Origin of the sequence: Streptomyces sp. NPDC050423 (genome assembly GCF_040655445.1) — a bacterium.
In the GTDB taxonomy this organism is placed as follows: Bacteria; Actinomycetota; Actinomycetes; order Streptomycetales; family Streptomycetaceae; genus Streptomyces.
The window spans coordinates 1-26,376 of sequence record NZ_JBFAJY010000063.1; the positions used below are offsets into that span (position 1 = coordinate 1).

A 26,376-nucleotide genomic window follows, 5' to 3' on the forward strand; every position below is an offset into this window, starting at 1 on the left:
TGGGGGACCAGGTGGAGGCGCGACTCGCCGTGGTCGATCAGAAGCCGGGATGAGCCCTTGCGTACCCGCCGGGATGAGCCCTTGCGTACCCGCCGGGCTGACGCCGACCGTGCCGCCAGAGTCTCGCCCGGGGTGCCGATGAGAGCCCGGCATCGCGCCAACCGCCCTTACCCCGACACTCAGATCCAACGAAGAAGACGATGCGGGTCGATGGGCCTCGCCTTAAAAGAACGAACGTATTCTGAAGATCACCGTTTCAAGATCGAAAAGGACCGAGAACCTTCAAAAACCCCTTCAAAGGCCTGGGACGTTCAAGAATTCGGGAACACCGTTTCTAACGCAGTGCCACCACGTCCGCGATCATCAGGACCAGCAGTTCCATGCGTAGGCCCATGAGACGCCGCAATCGTACGAAGACCGCGTCGCTCCAGTGCCCGGTCAACGTCGGTATGCCCCCAGCCCCCAGCAGCCGGGCAAGTAGACGGGCGTGATTCTGTTCCTCGGCGATGAAGAGCCGGACCGCCTGTGCGTAGTCGGTGTCGCCGGCTTGGTCCGCCTTGGCCGACGAGGTTGGCGCCGTCACCGTCCTCGCCGATCTGGAAGCGCTGAATGCCGGCCCACACCGCCGCATGCGCGTCGCGGATTGTCCCCAGTCCGGATCATCCCGGGGCACGCCTGCGCTCGCGCTCGTCCTCGAACCGCGTTGTCCACTTGGCGAAGCCGCCCGTATGCACCCGGTCTCCCCTTCCCTGGACACAGCCACCGTGTCCCGAGAGGGACGACGCTGTGGCTGGAGGAGTACACCTGGCACTTCGCCACCGTGGAGGACAACAACGCCTTCTACCGCCTGCCCACGTGCGGTTTCACGGCGGCACGGCAAAGCCGCCACTGAGCTACGGACGCCAGGCGTTGACGTCCTGGGCGGCGCATCGCCGACGTCCGCCCCGACGAGGACGACGTGTACGTGTACTTCAACAACGACCTGGGCGGCGCGGTTGTCGCGGACGCGGCGAAGTTCGTGCGGGCGGCCGCCGCGCTGGGCCGGACGGTGAGCCGTGCGCCCGGGTGATGCGCCCGGTTCCGGCGGGGCCGGACGTGTACCGACAGCTCCGGGGTCTGCGAGGTGCATGGTGCGGGGGTGACCGTGTTTACGGGAGGGCCATCCGGGGTCGCCGGTGGCGGCGAAGCGGATCCAGCTCCGGTGCACCCGTTGCGCCAGGTCGGCGGGTGGGAGCACGGTGCCGAGCAGTATGGATCGGCGACCACCCCACCCGCCAGGCGACTGCCGGCATGCCGTCCAGGGCCGGCCTGAGAGGGCCGTGTCCCCCGTGCGAGCTACGTGCAGCTGTCCTCGCTGGGGTGACGACTACGTGCGGATGGATCCCTAACGTGAGCACAGCCGCCGCGCTCCTGCCGCGGATCCAGTGAAGGAGTCTCATGAGGATCGTCTGGCAGCTTGTGGCCGTCTTCGCCATCGCCCTGATCGGCAACCAGGCAGCTGCCGCGGCGCAGGGGAATCCGTGGCTCAGCCTTGGCCTCGGCGCTCTGACGGCCGTGCTCGGCGTGCTGGTTTACAGGTGGGTGGTGGGGCGGACCGAGCGGCGGCCGGTCACGGAGTTGGCCCGGAAGGGCGCCGTGGGAGCGATGGCGCGGGGGATACTGATCGGCCTCGCGTTGTTCGGGGTCGTGATCGTGAACATTGCCTCCGCCGCGGAGTACAAGCTCGACGGCCTGGGTTCGGTGACGGGCGCGGTAACACTGTTCGGCGTGATGACCGCTGCCGCCGTGTCGGAGGAACTGTTGTTCCGCGGGATCCTGTTCCGGATCATCGAAGAACGCGCCGGCAGCTGGATCGCGCTGGCGCTGACCGGTCTGCTGTTCGGTCTGTTGCACCTGGTCAACCCGGACGCCACTCTGTGGGGTGCCATCGCCATCGCCATCGAGGCCGGCGGCATGCTCGCCGCCGCGTACGTGGCAACGCGCAAGCTGTGGCTGCCGATCGGGCTGCACTTCGGCTGGAACTTCGCCGAGTCCGGCATCTTCAGCGCCGGGATCTCGGGCACCGACACCCAGCAGGGGCTGCTGGACTTTGAGATCTCCGGCCCGCAGCTGATCACCGGGGGCGACTTCGGCCCGGAGGGCAGCGTGTACTCGGTGGTGTGGGGCGTGCTGTTGACGATCGTGTTCATGTGGCTGGCCCACCGGCGCGGACATGTGGTGCCCCGTCGTCGGCGCGTCGGCCGGGGCGAGGCCGCCGCTGCACTTCCCCAGTGATCGATCTGCGGAAGCCGCAAGGTTCTGCGGCTGGTCCGCGCTCCCGCCCCGTCGAGCGCGTATCAACCCCCGCCGCGTCAAGTGCCCGATCTCCGCCTCCGGGCGGTCGCCGCAGCAACGCCGGTCCGTGCGGGCGTCGATGCGTCCGGGGCCGGCCTTTGCCGAGTCGATGGGTGCTGATGCCGCCTCCGTTGTTGGTCGCCGGCGAACGACCTGGTCGCCTACCGCGTCGGCGGGGCGATCCTCAGGAGGACGGTCGCGCCTTCGCGGGAGTCGAGTTGTCCCCTCCGAGCTGAGTTCGCACGTCGCGGGGCACGTGCACGCCGTGCCTGCGCATGTCGGCGACGAACCGCGCGGCGAGCGGGTCGAGTGTGGCAGGGGTGACCGCCACCAGTTGCCTGACCCAGTGTGGTGAGAACGATCGGACCGCGCCCGGGAAGCCGGCGCTGATCGCGCTCACCGGGCATACCGCGACCCCTAGGCCGGCGGCCGCGAGTTGCGGGGCTGCGACAGTCACCGATGTCCTCATCACAGGCTCCGGGCGGACTCCGGCCTTGGTGAGGGACCGGTCAAGCCACCTGCTGAGGCCGTTGTCCGGAGCGAAGTGGACAAGGCGCACTCCATCAAGGTCCTGTACACGCACGACTGGCTGCATGGCGATGGGGTGGTCCGTTGGCGCCGCCAGCACAATTTCCTCGTCGGCGACCACGGTGGCCGTGAAGCGGTCGGGCACCGGAGCGGGCATCAGCACCACGTCCGCTTCGTCGGCGTCGATGAAGCCGTGAAGCTCTTCTGCCGACGTGGATTCACGCAATGTGATCGCCACCTTGGGGTAACGGTCGTACCACTCGCGAACGACCGGTGCGAGCACGGAGATCAGGCTCTGCGCGCAGGCCAACCGCAGCGATCCCCCGGTCGCCGCGCCGACGGCGCGGGCCGACAGGACTGCGGAGGCAGCCGCCTCGATCGCTCGTCTGGCATCCACGACGGCGGCACGCCCGGCAGGAGTGAGCTTGACTCCCCTGGGTTCGCGGCGAAGCAGGATCGTCCCTGTCTCGCGTTCCAGCGCGGCGAGTTGGTGAGAGACAGCGGGCTGCGACGAATGCAGCAGCCGTGCAGCTTGTGTGACCGACCCGGAGTCCGCGACCGCGACAAGGCACTCCAGCGCCCGAAGAGAAGCCATGCCCATATTTTATCGCAGCCCACCGAAGTATGAATCTTTTCGAGGGAATGGCTCGTGACTGGAGACCGCTTCACCCCGTGAGACCTTCTCGCCCCGAAGCAGGCGAGAGGCCGGTATCGATGAAGGAGAGTTTCATGGCACGCGCATTCATCACAGGCGGTTCGGGGTTCATCGGCCAAGTGCTGGTCCGTCGGCTTGTCAGTGAGGGACATACGGTCCGAGCTCTGGTCCGAAGCGAGGGGTCGGCCGCCAAGGTGGCAGCGCTGGGCGCGGAACCCGTGCGGGGCGAGCTGACCGACTCGGCCACGTGGCGGGACGCGGTGAAGGGCAGCGAAGTGGTCTTTCACCTCGCTGCCGAAACCGATATCTCCAGCGACCGTGCACGTCAGGAGGTGGTGACGGTCGGCGGCACTCAGGCAGCGGTGGACGCGGCCCGCTATGCCAAGGTTCCCCGGTTCGTTCACTGCGGAACCGAAGCCGCGCTCCTTGCCGGCGACCCCCTCGTGGACGTCGACGAAACCGCGCCGCTGCGGCCGGACTCGGAAGCCGTCTACTCTGCGGTGAAGGCTGAGGCAGAGGCGATCGTGCTCGACGCGAACGCGCCGGGATTCGCCGCGGTGTCGATCCGGCCCAGGATGGTATGGGGTCCCGACAGCATCCTCATCGACATGCTGATCGAGTTGGTGAAGGCGGGGCAGTTCGCCTGGATCGAGGGTGGTCGCCACACGACTGAGATCACGTTCGTCGACAACTGCGTCGAGGGCCTCGTGCTCGGATGGCAGCGCGGCCGGCCGGGCCAGGCGTATTTCGTCACCGACCAACACCGCGTCACCTTCCGCGACTTCTGGGAGACCCTGTTCGAGATCCATGGCGTCGACAAGCCGACCGCCGAACTGGACGCCGTGACTGCCGCCCGTGCGATCCCCGTGCCCGTTCGATGGTTCCTCGGGCAGACGTGCACCCTGCGGACCGACAAGGCGGTAGCCGAACTCGGGTACAAGCCCATCGTCTCGCACGCCGCCGCTCTGGAGGCCGTCAGGAACTCGGTGGACGTCGCCCGCGCGTGAAGCGCCGTCCACGTTCAACCGGCATACGGCAAGAGGCATCTGGAGATTTCTGTGTTTGAAGCGATCAATTGGCCGGAAGCCCTGGCCCACCTTCTACCCGGGCGTCGAACATGTCCAGCTGCTTGACGGCCATGAATCGCTGCACCTCGGAACTCGATTCGAAACCAACCTGGCCGGCCAGGACGTTTTCGCATCCATACAGGAGTTTCAACCTGTGACACGTATCGCCTGGGGTGGTTACCCCAAGGCGTCGGAAGCACGCCAAGTTAGCGGCCGAGCGTAACAATCGCGCCGGCTGACTCGTGGGTACAGTGGACTGCCGAAGGCGGGAGTCAGTACGCAGTGCCAGCGGGATGCGGTCCTCCCACGACCTCCAGGGGCGCCCCGCCGCGGACCGCCCAAAGCCTCACGTCGAACCACAGCGACCAACTTCCCGAAACAACTTGAGCTCTGCCGGGTGAACGGACTATCCGTCCAAACACCTCAGACAGCAGTTGGCGCATTGAAGCGTTCTCTTCAGCACCCGCCGAACCCTCATAGCGACCGAAGTGTCTTCAAGCGGAGCATCTTCGCGCTCACAGCGATCAGCACCGCTTGGCTGACGCCTGTTTATGCGTCAGCAGCGTGCACGCAACGCCCGCACTGCCCGTTCCACATGTTTCGCGATGACTCATCATGTGGAGAGCGCGGTGTTCGGAAGCCGTCGCTCCTGGTTCAAAGTCCCAGAGAAGTCCCAGGGACTCCGTCACGCCCCGCCCAGCCTCGCATTTGTGCAGGTCAGGAGGGGTGTGGCGGAGTCTTCCCTGAAGGCTTTCAGATGTCCCGGAAGATCTCGATCTGCGCACCCACCGAGTTCAACCGCTCCGCCAGTTCCTCGTAACCGCGGTTGATCACATAGACGTTGCGCAGTACGGAGGTGCCCTCGGCCGCCATCATCGCGAGCAGCACCACCACGGCCGGCCGCAGCGCGGGCGGGCACATCATCTCGGCCGCGCGCCACCGGGTCGGACCCTCGACGAGCACCCGGTGCGGGTCCAGGAGCTGGAGCCGGCCGCCGAGGCGGTTGAGGTCGGTGAGGTAGATGGCGCGGTTGTCGTAGACCCAGTCGTGGATGAGGGTCTGGCCGTGGGCCGAGGCGGCGATGGCCGCGAAGAACGGCACGTTGTCGATGTTGAGGCCGGGGAACGGCATCGGGTGGATCTTGTCGATCGGCGCCTCCAGTTTGGAGGGCCTGACCGTCAGGTCGACCAGCCGGGTCCGTCCGTTGTCGGCCGCGTACTCCGACGTGCGGTCGCAGTCGACGCCCATCTCCTCCAGCACCGCGAGCTCGATCTCCAGGAACTCGATCGGCACCCGGCGGATTGTCAGCTGGGACTCGGTCACGACGGCGGCGGCGAGCAGGCTCATCGCCTCGACCGGGTCCTCGGAGGGGGAGTAGTCGACGTCCACGTCGATGGTCGGCACACCGTGCACGGTCAGTGTGGTCGTGCCGACCCCGTCCACCCGTACGCCCAGCGCCTCCAGGAAGAAGCAGAGGTCCTGGACCATGTAGTTGGAGGACGCGTTGCGGATGACGGTGGTGCCGTCGTGCCGGGCGGCGGCCAGCAGCGCGTTCTCGGTCACGGTGTCACCGCGCTCGGTCAGCACGATCGGGCGGCCGGGTGTGACGGCGTGGTCGACCTGGGCATGGTAGATGCCCTCGGTGGCGGCGATCTCCAGGCCGAAGCGGCGCAGCGCGATCATGTGCGGCTCGATGGTCCGGGTGCCGAGGTCGCAGCCGCCCGCGTACGGCAGCTTGAACTGGTCCATCCGGTGCAGCAGCGGCCCCAGGAACATGATGATCGACCGGGTCCGGCGGGCGGCGTCCGCGTCGATGGCGTCCATGTCGAGCCGGGCGGGCGGGACGATCTCCAGATCGGTGCCGTCGTTGATCCACCGGGTGCGCACCCCGATGGAGTTCAGCACCTCCAGGAGGCGGTAGACCTCCTCGATGCGGGCCACCCGGCGCAGCACCGTGCGGCCCTTGTTGAGCAGCGAGGCGCAGAGCAGCGCCACGCAGGCGTTCTTGCTGGTCTTGACGTCGATGGCGCCGGACAGCCGGCGACCGCCGACCACCCGCAGGTGCATGGGACCGGCGTAGCCGAGTGACACGATCTCACTGTCGAGTGCTTCACCGATACGGGCAATCATCTCAAGGCTGATGTTTTGATTGCCGCGCTCGATGCGGTTCACGGCGCTCTGGCTGGTGGCGAGCGCCTCGGCGAGCTGGCTCTGTGTCCAGCCCCGGTGCTGGCGGGCGTCACGGATGAGCTTGCCGATACGTACGAGGTAGTCATCTGACATGCCGAAAGGCTATCTCAGATATGAGATGAGGCTGTTGGTGGGGTGTGGTGTTCGAGTGACGGGCGGGTGCGGGGCCGCGGTGCGGGGCCGCGGCTGAGCGCGGGCGCTGCCGCCCGGCTCCATGGTCCGCCCGCCGTCAGGGTTCGGCACGTGGAGCGCGTCCATCGGGTGCGTCAGCCCCTGACCGGGTTGAACGACAGGATAAATATGTCGCCCCGGCGCGGGGACGATCGTATGGTCCCCGGCATGAAGCTGCTCTCCGTCAATACAGGCCGCCCCCGTCCCAACCCCTGGAAGGGGCTGAGCTCGACCGGTATCGACAAGCGGCCCGTCGACGGGCCGGTCGCCGTCACGGCCCCCGGCCCCAAGGGCACCGGTGCGGTCGGTCTCGCCGGTGACCGGGTCTACGACGTGAAGCACCACGGCGGCTCCGACCAGGCCGTCTACGCCTACGCCCGCGAGGACCTCGACGGCTGGGCGGCCGAGCTTGGCCGGCCGCTGGCCAACGGGGTCTTCGGGGAGAACCTCACGACCCTGGGGCTGGACGTCAACGGTGCCCTGATCGGCGAGCGTTGGCGGATCGGGCCGGATGTGATCCTGGAGGTGTCCTGCGCGCGGATCCCGTGCGGGACGTTCCAGGGCTGGCTGGGGCGTGACGGCTGGATCAAGCGGTTCACGCGGGCCGCGCTGCCCGGAGCGTACCTGCGCGTGATCGAGCCCGGCGACATCCGCGCCGACGACCCGGTCGAGGTCGTGCACCGGCCGGATCACGACGTGACCGTCGCCCTCGTCTTCCGGGCCATGACCCTGGAGGGCGACCTGCTGCCGAGGCTGCTGGCCGCGGACGCGCTGCCGGAGGAGGGCAAGGAGCTGGTCCGTCGGCGGACCTCTGCGTAGGGGACGGGGGCGGGCGGCGGGAGCGGGGGCGGGGCAGGGTGGTGAGGGGGAGCTGTGCGCGTACCCCCGCCACCCTGCCCCGTTTCTCAGCGCTCGTCCTGTCCCGCCATCAGGTTCAGCCGATCTTGTCCGTGAAGCCCATCGACAGGATCGTGTGGTGGGTGACCTTGCCCTTGCTCGGTCCCGACGTCCACGTGAAGGTGTACTCCAGGATCGCGCTCGTCTTCGGGTCGACGGTCACCCGGCCGAGGCTCTTGGCCTCCTGGAACTCAAGAGCCGTCCCGCCGCGTCCGGTGCTGTCCTTGACGGACCCGACGAGCTTGACGCCCTTCAGTCCGGCCATCGCCTTGAACACCCCTGCCCGCAGCTTCGGGCTCGCAGGGGCGTCGCCGAGCAGGGCGGTCGCCTGGTCGAAGGGGGCGATGGCCTTGGCCTTCGGCGGTGTCTGCAGCAGCTGGAGCAGTTTCGCCGGGTCGGTGGTCAGCTGGTCCAGACCCTTCCAGTCGACGTCCTTCGGCCCGAACGCCCAGTCGGGCCGGCGACCCTTCTTGTAGGCCTTGCCGCCGTTCGTGACGTAGAAGTCCATGGACTGCGAGAGGTAGGTGTCCCCGATGGGCGTGTGCGTCTTCCAGTACTTCCCCGTGGTGACCGACCGGCTTGCGGCAACGGTGGACATGTCGTTCAGGAAGACGGACGCGTCGGCCGCCTGCGTCCCGCTTGCCGGGCCCGTGGGCGCCGCGGACCCGGCACCGGCGTTCGCGTACGTCACCGCGCCGGCCGCGACCGCGGCGGCGGTGAACATGCCCACGAGGACCCGGCGGCGCGGGGACAGCCGCCGGACCGGCGTTACGGCAACGCTGCCCCTCCCGTGCCCGGCCGCCTCCGCCGCCACCGCCGTCTCGACCCGCGCCAGCGCGTCGGACAGTGCCTGTGCCGACGGCTGTTCGACCTGCCCCGCGGCCACCAGTTCATCGGCGCCCGGGAAGTCCAGCAGCGTCCCTCGCTCGTCCATACCGCTCTCCTTCACGCCGTGCGTCCTCATGCCGGTCCGCTCCATGTCGTCGTACGGGTCCATGCCGGTCTGCTCCACGTCGTCGTACGGACTCACGCCAGGTCCCCCGTCACGCTCAGCTGCCGGCCCACGGGGCGGGGGACGAGCCGGTCGCGCAGCCGGCCCCGGGCCCGGTGCAGCCGCGAGCGGGCCGTGCCCGCAGGGATGCCCACAGCGGTGGCCGCCTCCGCCGGGGTGAGCTGCTCCCAGCTGACCAGGAGCAGCAACTCCCTTTCCTCGACCGATAGTTCGGCCAGTCCCCGGCGCAGGGCCGGTGCCAGTGCGGCCGCGTCGAGCCGCTGGTCCACCGCCTGCCAGGGGTCGGTGATCTCCGGTCCCGGTACGGCCTCTGTCCGCCCCGCCCGTCGCAGGTGCTGGGACAGTACGTTGCGGGCCACCCCGAACAGCCAGCCCCGCGCCGAGCCGCGTGCGGGGTCGAACGTGCGCCGTGCGGCGAACGCCTGCAACCATGCCTCGGCCAGCAGATCGTCGGCCGCGCCGGGCATGCGCCGGGCGAAGTAGCCGTGCAGGACGGTCGAGTACTTCTCCACCAGCGGGGTGAACGCCGCAGGGTCGCCGGCCGCCGACCGCGTCAGCTGGGCGTCGCTGTCGTTGTCGCCTTCGTGCTCAGGGGCGCGGTCATCGCGCCCCTCGTGTTGCCGGACATCCGGTTTCACGGAGTCTCCGTCTCCGACCGCCGGGCGACGGTCTCACCCTGTACTTGTCACCGGGCGCCGGTTCCGTTCGCACTCGCCGCGGGAGTGGGGCCCGCGAGGGGGCATCAGGGCGTGAGCGCCGGCGACGCGGCCTTCCAGGCGAACCCGTCCGGGTCGGTGAACGGACCGGCGTCGCCGCCGATCACGATCCGGTGCGATCCGGTGCCGTCGGGGGAGACCCCGACGTCCTTGGCCAGGGCGCGGCGCCTGTACAGCGCAAGCTTGACGGGACTCGGGCCGGCGGCGAACTCGACGTACATGCGGCTGAAGCTCTTCGCCACGGCCAGGCCCCGGCCGACGTAGAACCCCTTGCTCGCGACCATGTCGTCGACCCCCAGCAGGAGCACGATCTCGTCGATCTCCCGGGTGGCGGGGCCGGTGTCCTTCTTCTCCGAGGTCGCGACCTTCCAGATCGTGCCGTCCGGGGCCCGCACGACACCGCCGTAGCCCCAGAACGACTTGGCGGCCGGCTTGAGTGCCGTGGCGCCGGCTTCGAGGGCCGAGCCGATGAGGCTGTTGACGGTGGCGGGCTGCGACACGGTGAGCGACAGCGTGAACCCGCGGAAGCCGGCCGTGGGTGCCTCGGAGGCCCGCAGGCGCAGCTGCGTGTCCAGTCCGAAGGCGGAGGTGTAGAAGCGCTGGGCGACTGTGGGGTCGTCCACTTCGAGGGTGATGGATTCGATGGGTGCCATGTCCATCACGCTAGTTGTGGCTCCGGGGCGGGTGCTTCTCGATTCCTGACCGGTCGGGTCACCTGTTTCGCCACGCAGGGCGGCATCCCCGCCGCGGCGCCCGTCGCACGGCGCCGGTAGGCGCTGGGCGGCATCCCGACCAGCTCGGTGAAGCGGGTACTGAAGGTGCCCAGCGACGAGCAGCCGACCGCGAAGCAGATCTCGGTGACGCTGAGACCGTCACGGAGCAGCAGTGCCTTCGCGCGCTCGACACGACGCGTCATCAGGTACGAGTACGGCGACTCGCCGTACGCCGACCGGAACTGGCGGCTGAGGTGCCCTGCGGACACGTTCACGCCGCGGGCGAGCGCCTCCACGTTCAGCGGCTGGGCGTACTCCCGGTCGATGCGGTCGCGGACCCGGCGCAGCAGTTCCAGGTCGCGCAGTCGCTGCTCGCGGGCGCGGGCCCGCGCCCACGAGGGATGGCACAAGAGGGGGCTCCTTCTCATGACGGTGACCGCCGGCGGGTGCGGAAACCGGGACGGCTCAGCGGAGTTCCTGGATGCGGACCATGTTGCCCGCGGGGTCGCGGAAGGCGCAGTCGCGGATTCCGTACGGCTGCTCGGTCGGCTCCTGGACCACCTCGGTGTCGCCCGCCTGCACCTTCTCGAAGGTTCCGTCCAGGTCCCGGGTGGCCAGCAGGATCCACCCGTAGGTGCCCTTGGCCATCATCTCGGTGATGGTGCGGCGCTCGTCCTCGGTGACCCCGGGGTCGGCGGCCGGGGGCGCCAGGAGGATGGACGTGTCGGGCTGACCCGCCGGGCCGACCGTGATCCAGCGCATCCTGCCCTGTCCCACGTCACTGCGGACCTCGAAGCCGAGCGTGTCGCGGTAGAAGGCCAGCGACGCGTCCGGGTCGTCGTGCGGGAGGGCGCTCGTGTGAATGGTGATGTCCATGGCGGTCAGGTTATGCGAGGTCCCGCGGCCCTCGCTTCTCGAATCCTGACCGGTCCGGCCGCCCGCCACGCAGCCCGTCGCGCCTCCCGGGCGCACCCTGGCGGAAGCCTCCCGACCGGTATGCCGGTTCACCGGTCTACGGGCGCCGGCCCCAGGCGGAGATCATCGGCGCCGTCGCCAGATCGAGGTCTCCGGTGGCGACGTTCGCCAGGTGGCGGTCGATGTCCTCGTCGGTCGCGATCCCCGCGGCCACGAGCCGGCCACGGATCTGCCGGACGGTCGCAGCCTCGAGAACGGTGCAGGCCGGCGAGGTGATCGGGAAGCAGGCGTCCGCCTGCACGGCGAGCAGACCGGCCTCGCGCAGCCGCCGGGGCAGCGTCCGGCCGTACGAGAGATCGGCACCGCGCGACGCCATGAGTTTCCGGAACCCGGACCGCAGACGGTTGGCCAGCCGCTGCTCGGGACCCGACTCGTCCGGGCACAGCAGGGGTTGCAGCCCCGGGTCGGCGTCCTCCAGGAGCAGCACACCACCGGGGCGCAGCGCCTGGACCATGCGGCGCAGTGCCTCGGCGCGGTCGACGACGTGCACCAGGACCAGCCGGGCGTGCACCAGGTCGAAACCACCCGGCGGCGGAGGATCGGCCGCGACGTCGTGGCGCAGGACCTCGACGACGTCGGAGGCGGCGTCCTGGGCCCAGGACACGTCGATGTCGGTGCAGACGACCTGTCCGGTGGCGCCGACCCGTTCGGCGAGACCCGCGGGAACGGAGGGGCCGCCGGCTCCGACCTCCCAGCACCGCATGCCCTCGGTGATGCCGATCCGGTCGATGTGCCGGAACGTCACCGGGTCGAACAGCTCGGCCAGCGCGCCGAACCGGACGCCCGCCTCCGACTGCTGGTTGTCCAGCAGATACCCGCGGTCCTTGCCGTGCTCGGTCACGCCCTGCCCCACCGTCTCTCTGCGCCTGCGTCTCGCCGCCGCCGGCCCCGATCCGTCCGCCGGACCCGAAGTTCACCATGCCCGCACCGTCCGCCCCGACCGGTCCGGATGCCGCGCGAGCGTGCCCGCCTCCGTGGGGGAGGCGGGCACCTTCGCGGGGCGTGACCGGGTGTGTTCCAGACCGGCGACGAGTCCTTCGCGTACGGCATCGCGATGCGGAACCCGCTGGACGATGTCCGCCGACAGATCCCCGTGGTCAGTGAGCGTCAGCAAGCTGGCCCGATGGCGTCGATCAAGCAGATCCAGGTCACCTTCGACTGCGCGGAACCCGAGCGCGACGCCCGATTCTGGTGCGAGGTGTTGGGGTACGTCGTACCGTCGCCGCCGCAGGGGTTCGCCACGTGGGGCGATTTCGACCGCTCGCTGCCGCCTGAGCGTCAGGGTGCGGCATTCGTCTGCCATGACCCCTCAGGTGTGGGCCCCGGCTGTTCTTCCAGCGCGTTCCCGAAGGCAAGGTCGTCAAGAACCGGGTGCATCTATCCGTCGGGGCGGCCTGGGGCAGGACACCCCCGGTCCGGACGGGGACGGCACAGACTGCGGCGCCGGGTGGTTCACACGTGACCAGCGCGAGGATCGACGGTGGGCCCCGCCGGGGCGAGGAACGGTTCCAGGAGGGCGAGCAGTTCCTCGGGGCGGTGCAGCGGGATGATGTGGCCGCAGTCTTCGATGACGTGGCCGACGAGATGATCGGCGACCGGCCGCAGTTGCTGTTCGAGGGCGTTGCCCACGGGGCGGGCGCCGATGGCCATGGTGGGCACGGTCAACCGGCCCGCACCGACGGCCTCCTGGATCTGATCGGCGCTTTCGGGCAGTGCACGGTAGTACGAGAAGGCGCAGCGCAGGGCCTCGGTCCCGGTGTACGCGCGGGTGAAGGCGTCCCGGACAGCGGGATCCACCCCCTCCCCGAGCGAACCCGCGTCGAGGAACCAGTCGATGTACTGGGCTTCGTGCCCGGTGAGAACGGTTTCCGCGAGGCCGGGTACCGCGTGGAAGCCGAACCACCACGGTGCTCCGTGGGCGAGGAATCCCTCGGCGCCGGGCAGCCTGCCCAGAAGTGACTCCATGACGACGAGCCGCCGGACGAGGTCGGGGCGGCGCATGGCGAGAAGAAAGGCCGGTGGGGCGCCGGCGTCGATACCGACCACGGCCGCCGAACTCTCCCCGAGAGCAGCGAGGAGGGCTTCGGCGTCGGTCGCGAGCGTGCCGGCGTCGTAGCCGCCCACGGCGCGTGTGCTCGCGCCCGTCCCTCGCAGGTCCGGCGCGATCACCCGGTATCGCCCGGCGAGCCCGTCCAGGAGATCGGTCCACAGGTGCCAGGTGTGCGGGAAGCCGTGCAGCAGCAGCACGGCCGGCCCCTCACCGGCGAGAGCCACGTTGAGGTCGACGCCGTTGGCCGTGACACGACGGAGTTCCACGCCGGACGGACGATGGCCGGATATGCGGTGCGGTGCGGCAGGCACAGGGATCTCCAGGCAGTTACGAATGGTGACAGCAAAACGATAGGTAACTAGGGTGGGAGGGCCAAGACCGCACTTCTGCCACAGGTGGTGAGCCCCAGGTGACCTCCTCGACGCCGCCTCCCCCGCATGGGGATCGTGGAGATCTGTTCAATCCGCAGTGTCCGACCCGCCGTCTGCTCGACCGGATCGGTACGAAGTGGACGTCCATGGCCATCAAAGTGCTGGCGGAGGCATCCCCGGGGGAGGTGCGCTTCGCGGAACTGCAGCGCCGGATGACCGGCGTCTCGCAGAAGATGCTCTCGGTCACCCTTCGAGGGCTGGCCCGTGACGGCCTGGTCGGCCGCCGGGTGGAGGCGACGGTGCCACCGCGCGTGTACTACCGGCTCACCCCGCTCGGCCTGACGCTGGAACAGCCGCTGGCCACGCTCCGTGCGTGGGCCGAGGAACACATGGCCGAGGTGGACCGTGCGAACCGGTGCGGCCATGAAGAGACGGCCGGCCGCTGACCGCAAACGGAATCCGCGGCCGGGTTCGCTGAGCAAACGCCTCGGTCGGACGGGGCGGTCAAGCGTGTGACCTGTGCCATCGAACCTGGACCGTTTGCCACTGAAGTTGGACGACCGGCGGTTCTGTGACAGCGAAGTTGGACCGGCCCAGAGTCCGCAGTTCGGGCTCCACCTCGATGGCGGGTGAATCGGACTGTTGGGCGACCCGGGTGTTCCCCCGGCCAGGAGGCCCGGAACGATCGAGGTATGGACATCGCGGATCAACTGGTGAGGTCGGCGGGCGACGGCGACGTGATCGAGGTAGCCCGGCTGCTAGAGCAGGGTGCCGCGGTGGATACGCCGAACCGTGATGGGCGTACGGCGCTGGACCGGGCGGTAGAGCAGGGGCATGCCGATGTTGTCCGCCGACTCGTCGGAGCAGGGGCTGATCTGGAGCAGCGGGCGGGTGAGTACCAGGAGTCGACGCCGCTGTGCCTGGCGGCGAGTCAGGGGCACACGGCGGTTGTCGGGGTTCTTCTCGATGCCGGTGCCCGTACCGGGGCCCAGGGCCGGCTGGGCTACGTACCGCTGGTGCTGGCAGCCACGACCGGCGACGAGGGGCACCCGCAAACAGTAGACCTGCTGCTGGACCGTGGGGTGGACATCAACGCGGTGATGAAGCACAGGACCGCCCTGGACTGGGCGGTCGGGTTCGGGCAGGAAGAGATGGTGCAGCGCCTGCTCGGCTGCGGTGCCGTCCCCTCGGCCGAGACCCTGGCCGCCGCGCGTGAGCATCTCGGACGTCATCCGGGGCGTCGGCGTAAGACCGAACGCATCGCCGTCGCCCTCCTTGCTGTAGATGTCGCGCCTGGCCCGGGCCAAGAGCCCGGGACGGAAGCCGGGAATCTGGCGTAGCGATCGCTCAGGGGGCACCCGCCCGGCCCAACTTCGCCGTCACGGAACCACCGGTCGCCCAACTTCAGTGGCAATCGGTCCAGGTTCGATGACACGGGACAGCGTGCCCCGACATGACCCTTCCCCTGCGATGTACTAGAGTTATCTCGACATCGAGATATATGCCGAAGGCGCACAGCGGGCCGCCGCGAGGTAAGGGCTACCTAACTAAGCCTTACCTTAGCGAATGGCCGGGTGGCTGTAGGCAGCACCACGCGGCGCCCGCCGTGGTGAGGCGCGGCGCGGAGTTACGCGCACATTGATGAAGGAGACTGTCGTGTCGGCGAACAGCTTCGACGCCCGCAGCACGCTGCGCGTGGGCGACGAGTCGTACGAGATCTTCAAGCTGGACAAGGTCGAGGGCTCCGCGCGCCTCCCTTACAGCCTGAAGGTGCTGCTGGAGAACCTGCTCCGCACGGAGGACGGCGCGAACATCACCGCCGACCACATCCGTGCGCTCGGTGGCTGGGACTCCCAGGCTCAGCCCAGCCAGGAGATCCAGTTCACGCCGGCCCGCGTGATCATGCAGGACTTCACCGGTGTGCCGTGTGTCGTGGACCTCGCCACCATGCGTGAGGCCGTCAAGGAGCTCGGCGGTGACCCGGCGAAGATCAACCCGCTGGCCCCGGCCGAGCTGGTCATCGACCACTCCGTCATCGCCGACAGGTTCGGCACCAAGGACGCGTTCGCGCAGAACGTCGAGCTGGAGTACGGCCGCAACAAGGAGCGCTACCAGTTCCTGCGCTGGGGCCAGACCGCCTTCGACGAGTTCAAGGTCGTCCCCCCGGGCACCGGCATCGTCCACCAGGTCAACATCGAGCACCTGGCCCGCACGGTCATGGTCCGGGGTGGCCAGGCGTACCCCGACACCCTCGTCGGCACCGACTCGCACACCACCATGGTCAACGGCCTCGGCGTACTGGGCTGGGGCGTCGGCGGCATCGAGGCCGAGGCCGCGATGCTCGGCCAGCCGGTCTCCATGCTCATCCCGCGCGTCGTCGGCTTCAAGCTGACCGGCGAGCTCCCGGCCGGCACCACCGCCACCGACCTCGTGCTGACCATCACCGAGATGCTCCGCAAGCACGGCGTCGTCGGCAAGTTCGTCGAGTTCTACGGTGAGGGCGTCGGCGCCACCTCCCTCGCGAACCGCGCCACCATCGGCAACATGTCGCCGGAGTTCGGCTCCACCGCCGCGATCTTCCCGATCGACGACGAGACGCTGAAGTACCTGCGCCTCACCGGCCGCGACGAGCAGCAGGTCGCGCTCGTCGAGGCGTACGCCAAGGAGCAGGGCCTCTGGCTCGACCCGGCCGCCGAGCCGGACTTCTCCGAGCGGCTGGAGCTCGACCTCTCCACGGTCGTCCCCTCCATCGCCGGCCCGAAGCGCCCCCAGGACCGCATCGTCCTCGCGAACGCCTCCCAGCAGTTCTCGCAGGACGTCCGCAACTACGTGGACACTGTCGACGAGACCGGCAAGGAGTCCTTCCCCGCCTCCGACGTCCCGCCCAACACGCCGGACGACGGGCCGCACATGCCGGTCACCGTGACGGCCCCCGACGGCTCGACGTACGAGATCGACCACGGCGCCGTCGCCGTGGCCGCGATCACCTCCTGCACCAACACCTCGAACCCGACCGTCATGGTCGCGGCGGCGCTCGTGGCGAAGAAGGCGGTCGAGAAGGGTCTCTCCCGCAAGCCGTGGGTGAAGACGACACTGGCACCCGGTTCGAAGGTCGTCACCGACTACTTCGACAAGGCGGGCCTGACCCCCTACCTCGAAAAGCTCGGCTTCAACCTCGTCGGCTACGGGTGCACCACCTGCATCGGCAACTCCGGCCCGCTGCTGGACGAGGTCTCCAAGGCGGTCAACGACCACGATCTGGCCGTGACCTCGGTGCTCTCCGGCAACCGTAACTTCGAGGGCCGTATCAACCCCGACGTCAAGATGAACTACCTGGCCTCCCCGCCGCTGGTCGTCGCCTACGCCATCGCCGGTTCGATGAGGGTCGACGTCACGCGGGACGCACTGGGTACCGACCAGCAGGGCAAGCCGGTCTACCTGAAGGACATCTGGCCGACCGAGGCCGAGGTCAACGACGTCGTGGCGAACACCATCGGCGAGGACATGTTCAACAAGTCCTACCAGGACGTCTTCGCGGGCGACGCCCAGTGGCAGGCGCTCTCGATCCCCACCGGCAACACCTTCGAGTGGGACTCCGAGTCCACCTACGTGCGCAAGCCCCCGTACTTCGAGGGCATGACGATGGAGACGACCCCGGTCGAGGACATCACCGGCGGCCGTGTCCTCGCGAAGCTGGGCGACTCGGTCACCACCGACCACATCTCCCCGGCCGGTGCGATCAAGGGCGACACCCCGGCCGGCAAGTACCTCACGGAGCACGGCATCGAGCGCCGTGACTTCAACTCCTACGGCTCGCGCCGTGGCAACCACGAGGTCATGATCCGCGGCACGTTCGCCAACATCCGCCTGCGCAACCAGATCGCGCCGGGTACCGAGGGCGGCTTCACCCGCGACTTCACCCAGGCGGGTGCGCCGGTCTCGTTCATCTACGACGCCTCGCAGAACTACCAGGCCGCCGGCACCCCGCTCGTCATTCTGGCGGGCAAGGAGTACGGCTCCGGCTCGTCCCGCGACTGGGCCGCCAAGGGCACCGCGCTCCTGGGCGTCAGGGCCGTCATCGCCGAGTCCTACGAGCGCATCCACCGCTCGAACCTCATCGGCATGGGCGTCCTCCCGCTCCAGTACCCGGAGGGCGCGACCGCCGAGTCCCTCGGCCTCACCGGCGAGGAGACCTTCTCCTTCACCGGCGTGACCGAGCTGAACGACGGCACCACCCCGCGCACCGTCAAGGTCATCACCGACACCGGTGTGGAGTTCGACGGCGTCGTCCGCATCGACACCCCCGGTGAGGCGGACTACTACCGACACGGCGGCATCCTGCAGTACGTGCTCCGCAGCCTGATCCGCAAGTAGGCCGGCAGGCAGTACGGCGAGAGGGCCGCATCCCCGGCGACGGGGATGCGGCCCTCTCTCATGTTCCGGTTCGTACGTACCGGCTCTCATCCGCCGGGTGGAACATGTCCGGGCGGTACTGCCGAGTGGCTCAGAAGAGGAACTTGTAGCTGTTCCAGCCGCTCGTGCCGATCTTCACCTTGGCCGCGTACGGGGCGGCGGCGTTGCCGGTGCCCCGGTACAGGTAGAGCTCGCCCGCGGCGTTCCGGGCGAGGAGGTCGGTCCGGCCGTCCTCGGTGATGTCACCCGTGGAGACCAGCCGGTTGTACTGGTTCCAGCCGCTGCCGATCTTGGTGCGCTTGGCGAACGGCGCCTTCTGGTTGCCCGTGCCCTTGTACAGCCACAGGACACCGGACTTGTCGCGGGCGACGACGTCGTTCTTGCCGTCGCCGGTCAGGTCGCCGTTGCCGGCGATCTCGCTGTAGATGTCCCAGCCGTAGCCCACCTTGATACGGCCCGTCACCTTGCCGGTGCCGTAGCCGAGGTAGACGTAGAGGTCACCCTTCTTGTCGCGGGCGAGGATGTCGCCCGCGGCGGCGCCCCCGATGTTGCCCGGGGAGACCAGCTTGTTGTAGATGTCCCAGCCGTAGCCGGCCTGGACCGGCTTGTCGGTGTCGAACTTCAGGTAGCCGAAGTTCCCGTTGTTCTCACGGAACCAGATGCCGTCGCTGTCGCCGCTGCTCTTCGGCACGTTGGCGACCTGGAGCATGGCGTTGACGCCCGTCCAGCCCGATCCGTTGAGGCTGCGGGCGGTGAGACCGCCCTTCAGGTTCGACCTGTAGGCGTACGCGGTCCCCGCGGAGTTGACGCCGAACAGGGCGAAGTTGGAGGCTACGGCGGCTGCCGCCTTCGCGGCCGCGGCGGACGGCTGCTGCTGCGCCGCGCTGATCGACGGCTGCGGAGAGTCTGCGGCCACGGCGGAGGTGCCGGTGGCGACGAGGGCGGCGGTGAGCGCCGCGGCTGCCGCGCGAGCGGCTGTGCGCTTGTGGTTACGGCCAGCGGTTTCGGCCACGAAGTACTCCATGGATCGTGATCGGTCGTGGCCCGCCACGAGTTGACGGCGGACCACGGATTCAGCCGAATCGTGTCACGATTTTGGGCACAAAACCTGCCCTTTTGATCAGAAGAACAGGCGGTAGCTGTTCCAGCCAGACGTTCCGATGATTGCCTTGGGCTTGTACGGAGCGGCGGCGTTGCCGGTGCCCTTGTACAGGTAGAGCTCGCCGGCGGCGTTCCGGGCGACCAGGTCCGCGATGCCGTCCAGGTCGATGTCACCGGGGGCGAACAGGGCGTTGTACTGGTTCCAGCCACTGCCGATCTTGGTGCGCTTCGCGTACGGGTCGTGCTGGTTGCCGGTGCCCTTGTACAGCCACAGGACACCGGACTTGTCGCGGGCGACGACGTCGTTCCTGCCGTCGCCGGTCAGGTCGCCGTTGCCGGCGATCTCGCTGTAGATGTCCCAGCCGTAGCCGACCTTGATGCGCTTGGTGACGGTGCCGTCGCCGTAACCCAGGTAGAGGTACAGGTCGCCCTTGGCGTCGCGGCCGAGGAGGTCGCCGCCCTCGGCGCCACCGAACTGGCCGGGGGACACCAGCTTGTTGTAGATGTCCCAGCCGTAGCCGATCTTCTTCGCCGCGGAGTTGTCGTTGGCGTAGTAGTGGATGTCGCCGTTGGTGCTGAGCTGCCAGCGGCCGTCCGCGACGTTGTCGGCGTTGTTGTCGACCCGGCCGAGGAACTTGACGTTCTTCCAGCCGGTGTCGAGCTGGACACGCTTCTCGAGGCCGCCGTCGCCGGACGGGGTGTAGTAGTACGAGGTGCCGGCGCTGTCCAGACCGGCGATGCCGAACATGGGCGCGTCGCCCGGCTCTGCGGCGAAGGCGGCGGTACCGGTGCTGACGAGGGCCGCGGTTATCGCGGCGGCGGCGAGACGGGCGGCAGCCCGTCCGGGCCGACGGCCAGAGGTCTTGGCCACGTGTGTTCTCCATGGGTGGTGGGGCGAGGCGTGACGCGCCGCGGGATACGGGGACACGCCACGGAATTGAGGGTGATCCTTTCACGGGTCCCTCACGTGTCCAAGGGTTTGGCGAAATGATGCCACCGCGACATCTTCGCCCGGATATGCGGGTGTTGTGGGATCGGACGAGGTCAGGACCGGGGTACGCGGCAGGCGGCCGGCGGGCCGGGGAGCCCGGCCGTGGTCAAGCGGTGAACGCCGTGCGACCGGGTCTCCACACGGGCCCTGACGGCAGCCGCCCCGGACGTGCGCGCGGCATCCGCAGCCGAGGCTCTACGCTCGAAGACCTGATGAAGATCCATGCCACCCCCGCCGGCGCCAAGGCCGGAACCGAGTCCGTGCGCCGCCACAACCTCGGCCTCGTCCTGCGTGCCGTACTGGAGGAGGGCGAGGCGACCCGGGCCCGGGTGGCGAACCGGGTCGGGCTGACCCGGGCCGCCGTGTCCTCGCTCGTCGAGGAGCTGCTCTCCCTGGACCAGCTGACCGAGTCCGGCAAGACGTTCAGCGGCAGCGCCGGCCGCCCCGGCACCGTGCTGAAGGTGTCGGACACGGGTCCGGCCGGGCTCGGCGTCGAGATCAACATCGACTATGTATCGGTCTGCGCGGTCGGGCTCACCGGCACCGACCGGGTCCGGGTCACCGAGCACATCGACAACCGGAACACCCCGCCCGCCGAGGTGCTCGCCCACGCGGCCCGGCTCACCAACCGGGTCATCACCTCGACCGGCGAACAGGGGCTGCGGGCCGTCGGCGTCGAGCTGGCACTGCCCGGACTGGTCTCCGGCGGCATGGTCCGCCAGGCACCCAACCTGGGCTGGTACCGGGTCGCGGCCGAAGGCATCTTCGGCCAGGCGCTGAGTACGCTGCGCCCGGCGGGCCGGGCGCTGGCGGTCAGCTCGGACAACGAGGCCAATCTGGCGGCGCTGGCCGAGCTCTGGTTCGGTGGCGCCGGGGACGGCGGCTGCTTCCTCTACCTCACCGGCGAGATCGGCGTCGGCGGTGCGCTGGTGCTCCACGGCGAACTGCTGCGCGGCGCCCACGGCTTCGCCGGTGAGGTGGGGCATGTGGTCGTCGACCCGGAGGGCCCGCTGTGCGGGTGCGGGGCGCACGGCTGCCTTGAGCAGTACGCGGGCCAGGCGGCGCTGCTGCGGGCCGCCGGGATCGACCCGGCGGCGGGCGTGCGCGGCCTCGGCGAGCTGGAGAGGCGGGCCCGCGCGGGCGAGGCGGGGACGCTGGAAGTGCTGCGGGCGGCGGGGGACCGGATGGGCCTGGTGCTGTCCGGCGCGGTCAACCTCTTCGACCTGGACACCGTCGTGCTGGGCGGCATCTACCGCGATCTGATGCCGTGGCTCGCGGACGCGGCGCAGGCCCAGCTCGCCGACCGGGTGGTGTCGGGGCGGTGGCACGGCAACTGCAGCGGACTGCGGGCCTCCTCGCTCTCCGGCGACGCGGCCAGGGGCGCGGCCGCCCGCGTGGTGCGCGGGGTCCTGGCCGACCCGGCGGCGTACGCGGCGCGCTGACCCGCCCCCGGGGGCGCGCAGAAGGCCGCCCCGCCCGCCGGACGGCGGACGAGGCGGCCCGGAGGCGCCCGGGACTATCCCCGGTGCGCCGCGATCAGCCCCTGGTACCAGCGGTAACTGTCCTTCGGCGTGCGCTCCTGCGTGTCGTAGTCGACCCGGATGACGCCGAACCGCTTCGCGTACCCGAGCGCCCACTCGAAGTTGTCCAGCAGCGACCAGACGTAGTAGCCCCGGACGTCCACGCCCGCGTCCATCGCCGCCCGCAGCGCCGTCAGATGGGTCCGCAGGTACTCGACCCGGTCCGCGTCGTGCACCGAGCCGTCCGCGTCCACGGTGTCGAACTCCGCCGAGCCGTTCTCCGTGATGTGCACCGGCGGCAGCGCGTCCCCGTAGGTCTGCTTCAGCGCGGTCAGCAGATCGGTGAAGGACTCCGGCACGACCGGCCACCCCATCGCCGTCTTCCGGACGTCCCGGTACTGGCCCTCGCTGTAGCGGTTGTCGGTGGCGACGCGCAGCGCCGGGTCGGCCTCGCGGTGCGGGGCGGCGGCGATCACGATGGGGCGGTAGTAGTTGATGCCGAGGAAGTCCATCGGCTGGGAGATCAGCTCCAGGTCGCCCTCGCGCCGGAAGTCCTGCGCGGTGATCAGCTCGCCCCAGGTCTCCTCCTCGGTCGCCGGGTAGCGGCCCGCGAGGATCGGCTCGGTCCACACCAGGTTGTGCTGGGTGTCCGCGCGGACGACGGCGGCCAGGTCCGCGTCCGACTCGGTGGCCGGGACGTTGCGGTCGAGGTTGAGCGTGATGCCCGCGTCGCGGACCCCGGCCGCCCGCAGCTCCTTCATCGCCAGGCCGTGGCCGACCAGCAGGTGGTGCGCGGCGGCCAGCGCGCCGCGCCCCTCCTTCGCGCCGGGCGCGTGCCGGCCCACCGAGTAGCCGAGGAACGCGCTGCACCACGGTTCGTTGAGCGTGATCCAGCGCGGGACCCGGTCGCCCAGGTGCTCCGCCATGATCCCGGCGTACTCCCCGAACCGCTCCGCGGTCTCGCGCACCCGCCAGCCGCCCCGGTCCTCCAGGGCCTGCGGCAGGTCCCAGTGGTAGAGGGTGGCGGCCGGTTCGATGCCCGCTTCGAGGAGCGAGTCGACGAGCCGGGAGTAGAAGTCCAGGCCCTTGGGGTTGACCGCACCGCTGCCGGCCGGCTGGACGCGCGACCAGGCGATGGAGAAGCGGTACGAGTCCACGCCCAGCTCGCGCAGCAGCGCCACGTCCTCGGGGTAGCGGTGGTAGTGGTCGCAGGCGACGTCACCGGTGTCACCGCCGTCGGTCTTCCCGGGCGTGTGGCTGTAGGTGTCCCAGATGGACGGGCCGCGGCCGTCCTCCCGCGCGGCGCCCTCGATCTGGTACGAGGCCGTGGCCGCGCCGAAGACGAAGCCGGGCGGGAACACGGGGAAGTCACTCATGAAAAACGCAGTCCTCACTTGACCGAGCCGCCGGTGATTCCGGCGGCGATGTACTTCTGCGACAGGACGAGCAGGACGGCCGCCGGGATCGCCGACAGCACGGACGCCGCCATGACGGAGCCCCAGTCGCCGACATGGGCGCCGATGTACTGGTAGATGCCCAGCGTGATCGGCTTGACGTCGTCCGTGGTGTTCAGCGTCAGCGCGAACATGAAGTCGCTCCACGCGTACAGGAACGAGAACAGCCCAGCGGTGATGAGGGAGTTGCGGCTCATCGGCAGTACGACCTGCACGAAGGTGCGGAAGCGGCCCGCACCGTCGACCTCGGCCGCCTCGATGACCTCGCGCGGGATGGCCACCATGAACGACCGCATCAGCACGATCGCGAACGGGATGCCGAGCGAGGCGTCGGCCAGCATCAGTCCTGCGTAGGAGTTGACCAGGCCCATGTCCACGTACGCGCTGTACAGGGCGTTGGCGATGACGATGCCCGGCACCATCTGGGTGATCAGCGTGCCGAAGACGATCGTCCTGGTGCCGCGCAGCTTGAACTGGGCGAGCCCGTAGGCGGCGGGTGCCGAGACGGCCAGGCAGATGATCACCGCACCGAGCGCGACGGCCAGCGAGGTCAGCAGGTTGCGGCCCTGATCGGTGATGGCCGAACGGAAGCCCGACAGATCCAGGCTGTGCGGGAAGGGGCTGACCTCCAGCAGTCCGGACGCCGGCTGGAGCGCGGTGTTCACCATCCAGTACAGCGGGAAAAGCATTACGCACAGCACCACGACGCCGAAGACCATGGCGCCCCAGCGCCGCTTCGGCCGGCCGGTGAGATGCGTGGGGGCGGCGGGGGTACGCACAGTGCTCGCCATGCCGGTCACTTCCCCTCGTTGCGGTTGGCCCGCAGGTAGAACACCGCGAAGACGGCGGAGATCAGGATCAGGATGTTGCCGACCACGGCGCCCGCTCCGAAGTCCAGCTGGACGAAGGAGTTCTGGTACGTGAGGGTGCCCAGGGTCTGCGTGGAGTCGGCGGGCCCGCCGTCGGTGAGCGCCAGGATCAGGTCGAGGATCTTCACCGTCGACATGAAGCCGAGCACCAGCACCACGGTGATGACGGGGCGCAGCATCGGCAGCGTGATCGAGCGGAAGGTCCGCCAGGCGGAGGCGCCGTCGAGCGAGGCGGCCTCGTACAGCTCCCTGGGGACCTCCTGGAGGCCGCCGTAGAGGATCACCATGTTGAACGGGATGCCGATCCAGATGTTCACCAGGACCACCGAGATCAGCGCCATGCTCGTGCTGGTCAGCCACGGGGTGTCGCCGCCGACGCCGATCGTGCCGAGGAACGAGTTGAGGACGCCGGTGTCCTGGTCGAGGATGCGCCGCCAGACGACACCGGAGACGACCATCGGGACCAGCCAGGGCAGCAGGATCAGCGACCGCAGGATCCCGTTGAGCGGGAAGCGGCGGCTGAAGAACACCGCGAGACCCAGACCGATGCAGAACTGCCCGATCAGCGAGCCGATGGTGAACAGGATGGTGTGCCAGAGGGCCTTGCCGAAGAGCTCGTCGTTGAAGACGTTGCTCCAGTTGGCCGTTCCGTTGAACGGGGACTCGCCCGTGAAGAACGTGGACGGCGAGTAGTCCTGGAAGCTCATCACGATGTTGCGGACGAGCGGGTAGCCGAAGAAGAGCGCCATGAAGATCACGGCGGGGGCTATGAAGCCCCACTGGGCCAGGCGCCTGCGGCGGCGGATGCGGGCCGGGTTCGGCGGCTTCCCGACCGCGGTGGCCGGGAGCGCCGGGCCGGCGGCTGCGGAGGCGGTGGTGGTCGACATTGCTGTACCTCAGTTCCCGCTCGTGGCGCGCTGCTGGGCGCGCTTGAGGGCGGCCTCGCTCGACTCGCCGGTGAGGGCGGACTGGAAGGCGCTCTGGAGCGCGAGGGAGACGGACGACCAGCCCGCGCCGAGCTTCGCGGTGCGCGAGCGGGCGGTGGCGACCTGGTCGGAGAGGGCGGCCAGCTCCGGGACCTTCTTGCGCCACACCGCGGCGGCCTTCTCGTTGGCCGGGACCATCCAGCTGTTGAGCGCGTAGGTGATCTGTTCCTGCTCACCCGCCATGCAGCCGATGATCTTCGCCGACATCTTCTCGCGGGCGCTGTCACCGGTGTTGGGCACGGTCAGAATCCCGCCGCCCAGCGGACCGACCGAGTCGTCGCCGGCCTTCGGGACCGGGATCTGGGCGATGCCCCAGTTCAGCCCCTTCTTGGAGTTGAGGGTCTCCACCTGCCAGGGGCCGTTGATCATCATGGCGGCGTTGCCGGCCATGAACTGGTCGTTCACATCGGCCTGGGTCCAGTTGACCGTCGACTTGGACAGCGAACGGTCCTTGAGCAGGCCCTTCCAGTAGTCCAGCGCCCCGGCCACCTGCGGGCTGTCGAGCTTCGTCTCGTCGCCGCCGTTGGACCACATGAACGGGGTGAACTGGAAGACGCCGTCCTCCGCGCCGCCCGCGCTCAGCGCCAGTCCGTACCGCTTGCCCTGGGTGAGCTCCTTCGCCGTCGACCGCATCTCGGCCCAGGTGGCGGGCACCTTGAGACCGGCCTTGTCGAGGATGTCCTTGTTGTAGAACAGCGCCAGGGTGTTCACCGTGCGCGCCGCGCCGTAGTACGTCCCCTCGTACGAGCCGAAGTTGACGATTCCCCGGGGGATGTCCGTGGTGGTCAGCCCGAGGTCCTCCAGCGGGATCAGGCCGCCGGCCTCGGCGAACGTCGGCATCTCGGAGGCGTCCAGCTGAAGGACGTCGGGCAGCGACTTCGAGGACGCCATCCGCAGGGCCTTCGTCATCACCTGGGCGGCCGGGACACTCTGCTGCTCGATCTTCACCCCGAGCTGCTTGCTGCACCGGGCCAGCGTCTGGGCGTCCCAGCGGTGGTAGGACTCGTCGGTCGACGAGTTCATGACGGTGTACACGTCCGGGTCCCGCTGCTGCCCGCAGCCGGCCAGGACGACGCCGCCGACCAGCGCGGAGACGACGGTGAGCGGAACGATGACCCGCCGGTGGTGACGACGGCGCCGTTGGCGCAGGCCGTCCGGGGAAGGTGCTTTCACGATGGTGCCCTTGCGTGAGAGGGGTGCCGGCCCGGGGGGACCACTGTGTCCCGACGGGATGAGTCAGTCCGCCCGGGTACGGATCCGGCAGGCCCGCACCCGGGGAGTCGGGGCGCCCGGCGGTCCGCCGGGCAGGTACACCCAGATCAGCGCGGCGATGATGCCGGGCACGGCGTGCGGCAGGAACAGC

22 protein-coding genes and 2 pseudogenes are annotated in these 26,376 nt (G+C 69.4%); 8 read left to right on the plus strand and 16 right to left on the minus strand.

Annotation, left to right across the window (positions count from 1 at the left end; all coding sequences use genetic code 11):
- Positions 1–337: 337 nt before the first annotated feature.
- A pseudogene (locus AB0I52_RS31030) lies at positions 338–734 on the minus strand (ferritin-like domain-containing protein); the annotation flags it as partial.
- 703 nt (positions 735–1,437) lie between these two features.
- Between AB0I52_RS31030 and AB0I52_RS31035 the strand changes: the two are divergent.
- Positions 1,438–2,274, plus strand: a complete 837-nt coding sequence (locus AB0I52_RS31035) for a type II CAAX endopeptidase family protein (RefSeq protein WP_363078237.1) — start codon at positions 1,438–1,440, stop codon at positions 2,272–2,274.
- Between the two features lie 244 nt (positions 2,275–2,518).
- Here AB0I52_RS31035 and AB0I52_RS31040 read toward each other — a convergent pair whose 3' ends face one another.
- Positions 2,519–3,457 carry a LysR family transcriptional regulator gene (locus AB0I52_RS31040; RefSeq protein ID WP_363078239.1) on the minus strand — a complete coding sequence of 313 codons (939 nt, stop codon included), beginning with the start codon at positions 3,455–3,457 and terminating at the stop codon, positions 2,519–2,521.
- 134 nt (positions 3,458–3,591) lie between these two features.
- Here AB0I52_RS31040 and AB0I52_RS31045 point away from each other — a divergent pair, with 134 nt between their 5' ends.
- Complete coding sequence (locus tag AB0I52_RS31045; protein WP_363078241.1) at positions 3,592–4,524, plus strand: NAD-dependent epimerase/dehydratase family protein; 933 nt, start codon at positions 3,592–3,594, stop codon at positions 4,522–4,524.
- Between the two features lie 813 nt (positions 4,525–5,337).
- On the opposite strand, the gene AB0I52_RS31050 is transcribed toward AB0I52_RS31045, so the two are convergent.
- Entirely contained in the window at positions 5,338–6,867 is a 1,530-nt protein-coding gene (locus AB0I52_RS31050; protein WP_362962800.1) for a UDP-N-acetylglucosamine 1-carboxyvinyltransferase, read from the minus strand.
- 246 nt (positions 6,868–7,113) lie between these two features.
- Between AB0I52_RS31050 and AB0I52_RS31055 the strand changes: the two genes are divergently transcribed.
- The gene (locus AB0I52_RS31055) at positions 7,114–7,764 is read left to right on the plus strand and encodes an MOSC domain-containing protein (protein WP_363078243.1); all 651 of its coding nucleotides are present in this window, start codon (positions 7,114–7,116) and stop codon (positions 7,762–7,764) included.
- 115 nt (positions 7,765–7,879) lie between these two features.
- Here AB0I52_RS31055 and AB0I52_RS31060 read toward each other — a convergent pair whose 3' ends face one another.
- From AB0I52_RS31060 to AB0I52_RS31085, 6 genes are all read right to left on the minus strand, one after another.
- Positions 7,880–8,872, minus strand: coding sequence for a hypothetical protein (locus tag AB0I52_RS31060; RefSeq protein ID WP_363078245.1), 993 nt, complete (start codon positions 8,870–8,872; stop codon positions 7,880–7,882).
- On the minus strand, positions 8,869–9,492 hold the full coding sequence (locus tag AB0I52_RS31065) for an RNA polymerase sigma factor (protein ID WP_363078247.1): 624 nt from the start codon (positions 9,490–9,492) through the stop codon (positions 8,869–8,871). The genes AB0I52_RS31060 and AB0I52_RS31065 overlap by 4 nt, the downstream gene beginning before the upstream one ends.
- Before the next feature lie 104 nt (positions 9,493–9,596).
- Positions 9,597–10,223, minus strand: coding sequence for a glyoxalase (locus AB0I52_RS31070; protein WP_363078249.1), 627 nt, complete (start codon positions 10,221–10,223; stop codon positions 9,597–9,599).
- A 5-nt stretch (positions 10,224–10,228) separates the two neighbouring features.
- Complete coding sequence (locus AB0I52_RS31075) at positions 10,229–10,693, minus strand: helix-turn-helix transcriptional regulator (protein ID WP_363078251.1); 465 nt, start codon at positions 10,691–10,693, stop codon at positions 10,229–10,231.
- Between the two features lie 55 nt (positions 10,694–10,748).
- A complete protein-coding gene (locus AB0I52_RS31080; protein WP_123466183.1) occupies positions 10,749–11,159 on the minus strand; it encodes a VOC family protein in 411 nt (136 codons plus the stop codon).
- Positions 11,160–11,295: 136 nt separating this feature from the next.
- The gene (locus AB0I52_RS31085) at positions 11,296–12,099 is read right to left on the minus strand and encodes a methyltransferase domain-containing protein (protein WP_363078253.1); all 804 of its coding nucleotides are present in this window, start codon (positions 12,097–12,099) and stop codon (positions 11,296–11,298) included.
- A 282-nt stretch (positions 12,100–12,381) separates the two neighbouring features.
- Between AB0I52_RS31085 and AB0I52_RS31090 the strand changes: the two are divergent.
- A pseudogene (locus AB0I52_RS31090) lies at positions 12,382–12,644 on the plus strand (VOC family protein); the annotation flags it as partial.
- Positions 12,645–12,710: 66 nt separating this feature from the next.
- Here AB0I52_RS31090 and AB0I52_RS31095 read toward each other — a convergent pair.
- Positions 12,711–13,574 (minus strand): alpha/beta hydrolase, encoded by an 864-nt coding sequence (locus AB0I52_RS31095; protein WP_363078255.1) that lies wholly within the window; start codon positions 13,572–13,574, stop codon positions 12,711–12,713.
- Between the two features lie 143 nt (positions 13,575–13,717).
- Between AB0I52_RS31095 and AB0I52_RS31100 the strand changes: the two genes are divergently transcribed.
- The 3 genes from AB0I52_RS31100 (at position 13,718) to acnA (ending at position 18,053) form a co-directional block, all read left to right on the plus strand.
- Positions 13,718–14,125: a helix-turn-helix domain-containing protein gene (locus AB0I52_RS31100; RefSeq protein WP_363078257.1), complete on the plus strand. Its 408-nt coding sequence runs from the start codon at positions 13,718–13,720 to the stop codon at positions 14,123–14,125.
- A 246-nt stretch (positions 14,126–14,371) separates the two neighbouring features.
- Entirely contained in the window at positions 14,372–15,019 is a 648-nt protein-coding gene (locus AB0I52_RS31105) for an ankyrin repeat domain-containing protein (protein WP_363078259.1), read from the plus strand.
- Between the two features lie 316 nt (positions 15,020–15,335).
- Entirely contained in the window at positions 15,336–18,053 is a 2,718-nt protein-coding gene (gene acnA / locus AB0I52_RS31110) for an aconitate hydratase AcnA (RefSeq protein WP_363078261.1), read from the plus strand.
- Positions 18,054–18,183: 130 nt separating this feature from the next.
- On the opposite strand, the gene AB0I52_RS31115 is transcribed toward acnA, so the two are convergent.
- Positions 18,184–19,104 (minus strand): VCBS repeat-containing protein, encoded by a 921-nt coding sequence (locus AB0I52_RS31115; protein WP_363078263.1) that lies wholly within the window; start codon positions 19,102–19,104, stop codon positions 18,184–18,186.
- A 108-nt stretch (positions 19,105–19,212) separates the two neighbouring features.
- A complete protein-coding gene (locus tag AB0I52_RS31120) occupies positions 19,213–20,064 on the minus strand; it encodes a VCBS repeat-containing protein (RefSeq protein WP_363078265.1) in 852 nt (283 codons plus the stop codon).
- 332 nt (positions 20,065–20,396) lie between these two features.
- Here AB0I52_RS31120 and AB0I52_RS31125 point away from each other — a divergent pair, with 332 nt between their 5' ends.
- A complete protein-coding gene (locus AB0I52_RS31125; RefSeq protein WP_363078267.1) occupies positions 20,397–21,626 on the plus strand; it encodes an ROK family protein in 1,230 nt (409 codons plus the stop codon).
- 74 nt (positions 21,627–21,700) lie between these two features.
- Here AB0I52_RS31125 and AB0I52_RS31130 read toward each other — a convergent pair whose 3' ends face one another.
- Genes AB0I52_RS31130 through AB0I52_RS31145 form a run of 4 tightly spaced genes read right to left on the minus strand, consistent with a single transcriptional unit; the run spans position 21,701 to position 26,186 of the window.
- The gene (locus AB0I52_RS31130; RefSeq protein ID WP_363078269.1) at positions 21,701–23,080 is read right to left on the minus strand and encodes a GH1 family beta-glucosidase; all 1,380 of its coding nucleotides are present in this window, start codon (positions 23,078–23,080) and stop codon (positions 21,701–21,703) included.
- A gap of 14 nt (positions 23,081–23,094) precedes the next feature.
- Positions 23,095–23,949: a carbohydrate ABC transporter permease gene (locus AB0I52_RS31135; protein WP_363078271.1), complete on the minus strand. Its 855-nt coding sequence runs from the start codon at positions 23,947–23,949 to the stop codon at positions 23,095–23,097.
- A gap of 5 nt (positions 23,950–23,954) precedes the next feature.
- Positions 23,955–24,914, minus strand: a complete 960-nt coding sequence (locus tag AB0I52_RS31140; RefSeq protein WP_363078273.1) for a sugar ABC transporter permease — start codon at positions 24,912–24,914, stop codon at positions 23,955–23,957.
- A 9-nt stretch (positions 24,915–24,923) separates the two neighbouring features.
- Positions 24,924–26,186, minus strand: a complete 1,263-nt coding sequence (locus AB0I52_RS31145; protein ID WP_363078275.1) for a sugar ABC transporter substrate-binding protein — start codon at positions 26,184–26,186, stop codon at positions 24,924–24,926.
- Positions 26,187–26,376 lie beyond the last annotated feature (190 nt).

Coding starts and splice junctions, on each gene's coding strand:
- AB0I52_RS31135 (WP_363078271.1), bottom strand. CDS start 23,949: ATGGCGAGCACTGTGCGTACCCCCGCCGCCCCCACGCATCTCACCGGC.
- AB0I52_RS31125 (WP_363078267.1), top strand. CDS start 20,397: ATGAAGATCCATGCCACCCCCGCCGGCGCCAAGGCCGGAACCGAGTCC.
- AB0I52_RS31040 (WP_363078239.1), bottom strand. CDS start 3,457: ATGGCTTCTCTTCGGGCGCTGGAGTGCCTTGTCGCGGTCGCGGACTCC.
- AB0I52_RS31105 (WP_363078259.1), top strand. CDS start 14,372: ATGGACATCGCGGATCAACTGGTGAGGTCGGCGGGCGACGGCGACGTG.
- AB0I52_RS31130 (WP_363078269.1), bottom strand. CDS start 23,080: ATGAGTGACTTCCCCGTGTTCCCGCCCGGCTTCGTCTTCGGCGCGGCC.
- AB0I52_RS31045 (WP_363078241.1), top strand. CDS start 3,592: ATGGCACGCGCATTCATCACAGGCGGTTCGGGGTTCATCGGCCAAGTG.
- AB0I52_RS31035 (WP_363078237.1), top strand. CDS start 1,438: ATGAGGATCGTCTGGCAGCTTGTGGCCGTCTTCGCCATCGCCCTGATC.
- AB0I52_RS31050 (WP_362962800.1), bottom strand. CDS start 6,867: ATGTCAGATGACTACCTCGTACGTATCGGCAAGCTCATCCGTGACGCC.
- AB0I52_RS31055 (WP_363078243.1), top strand. CDS start 7,114: ATGAAGCTGCTCTCCGTCAATACAGGCCGCCCCCGTCCCAACCCCTGG.
- AB0I52_RS31140 (WP_363078273.1), bottom strand. CDS start 24,914: ATGTCGACCACCACCGCCTCCGCAGCCGCCGGCCCGGCGCTCCCGGCC.
- AB0I52_RS31080 (WP_123466183.1), bottom strand. CDS start 11,159: ATGGACATCACCATTCACACGAGCGCCCTCCCGCACGACGACCCGGAC.
- AB0I52_RS31070 (WP_363078249.1), bottom strand. CDS start 10,223: ATGGCACCCATCGAATCCATCACCCTCGAAGTGGACGACCCCACAGTC.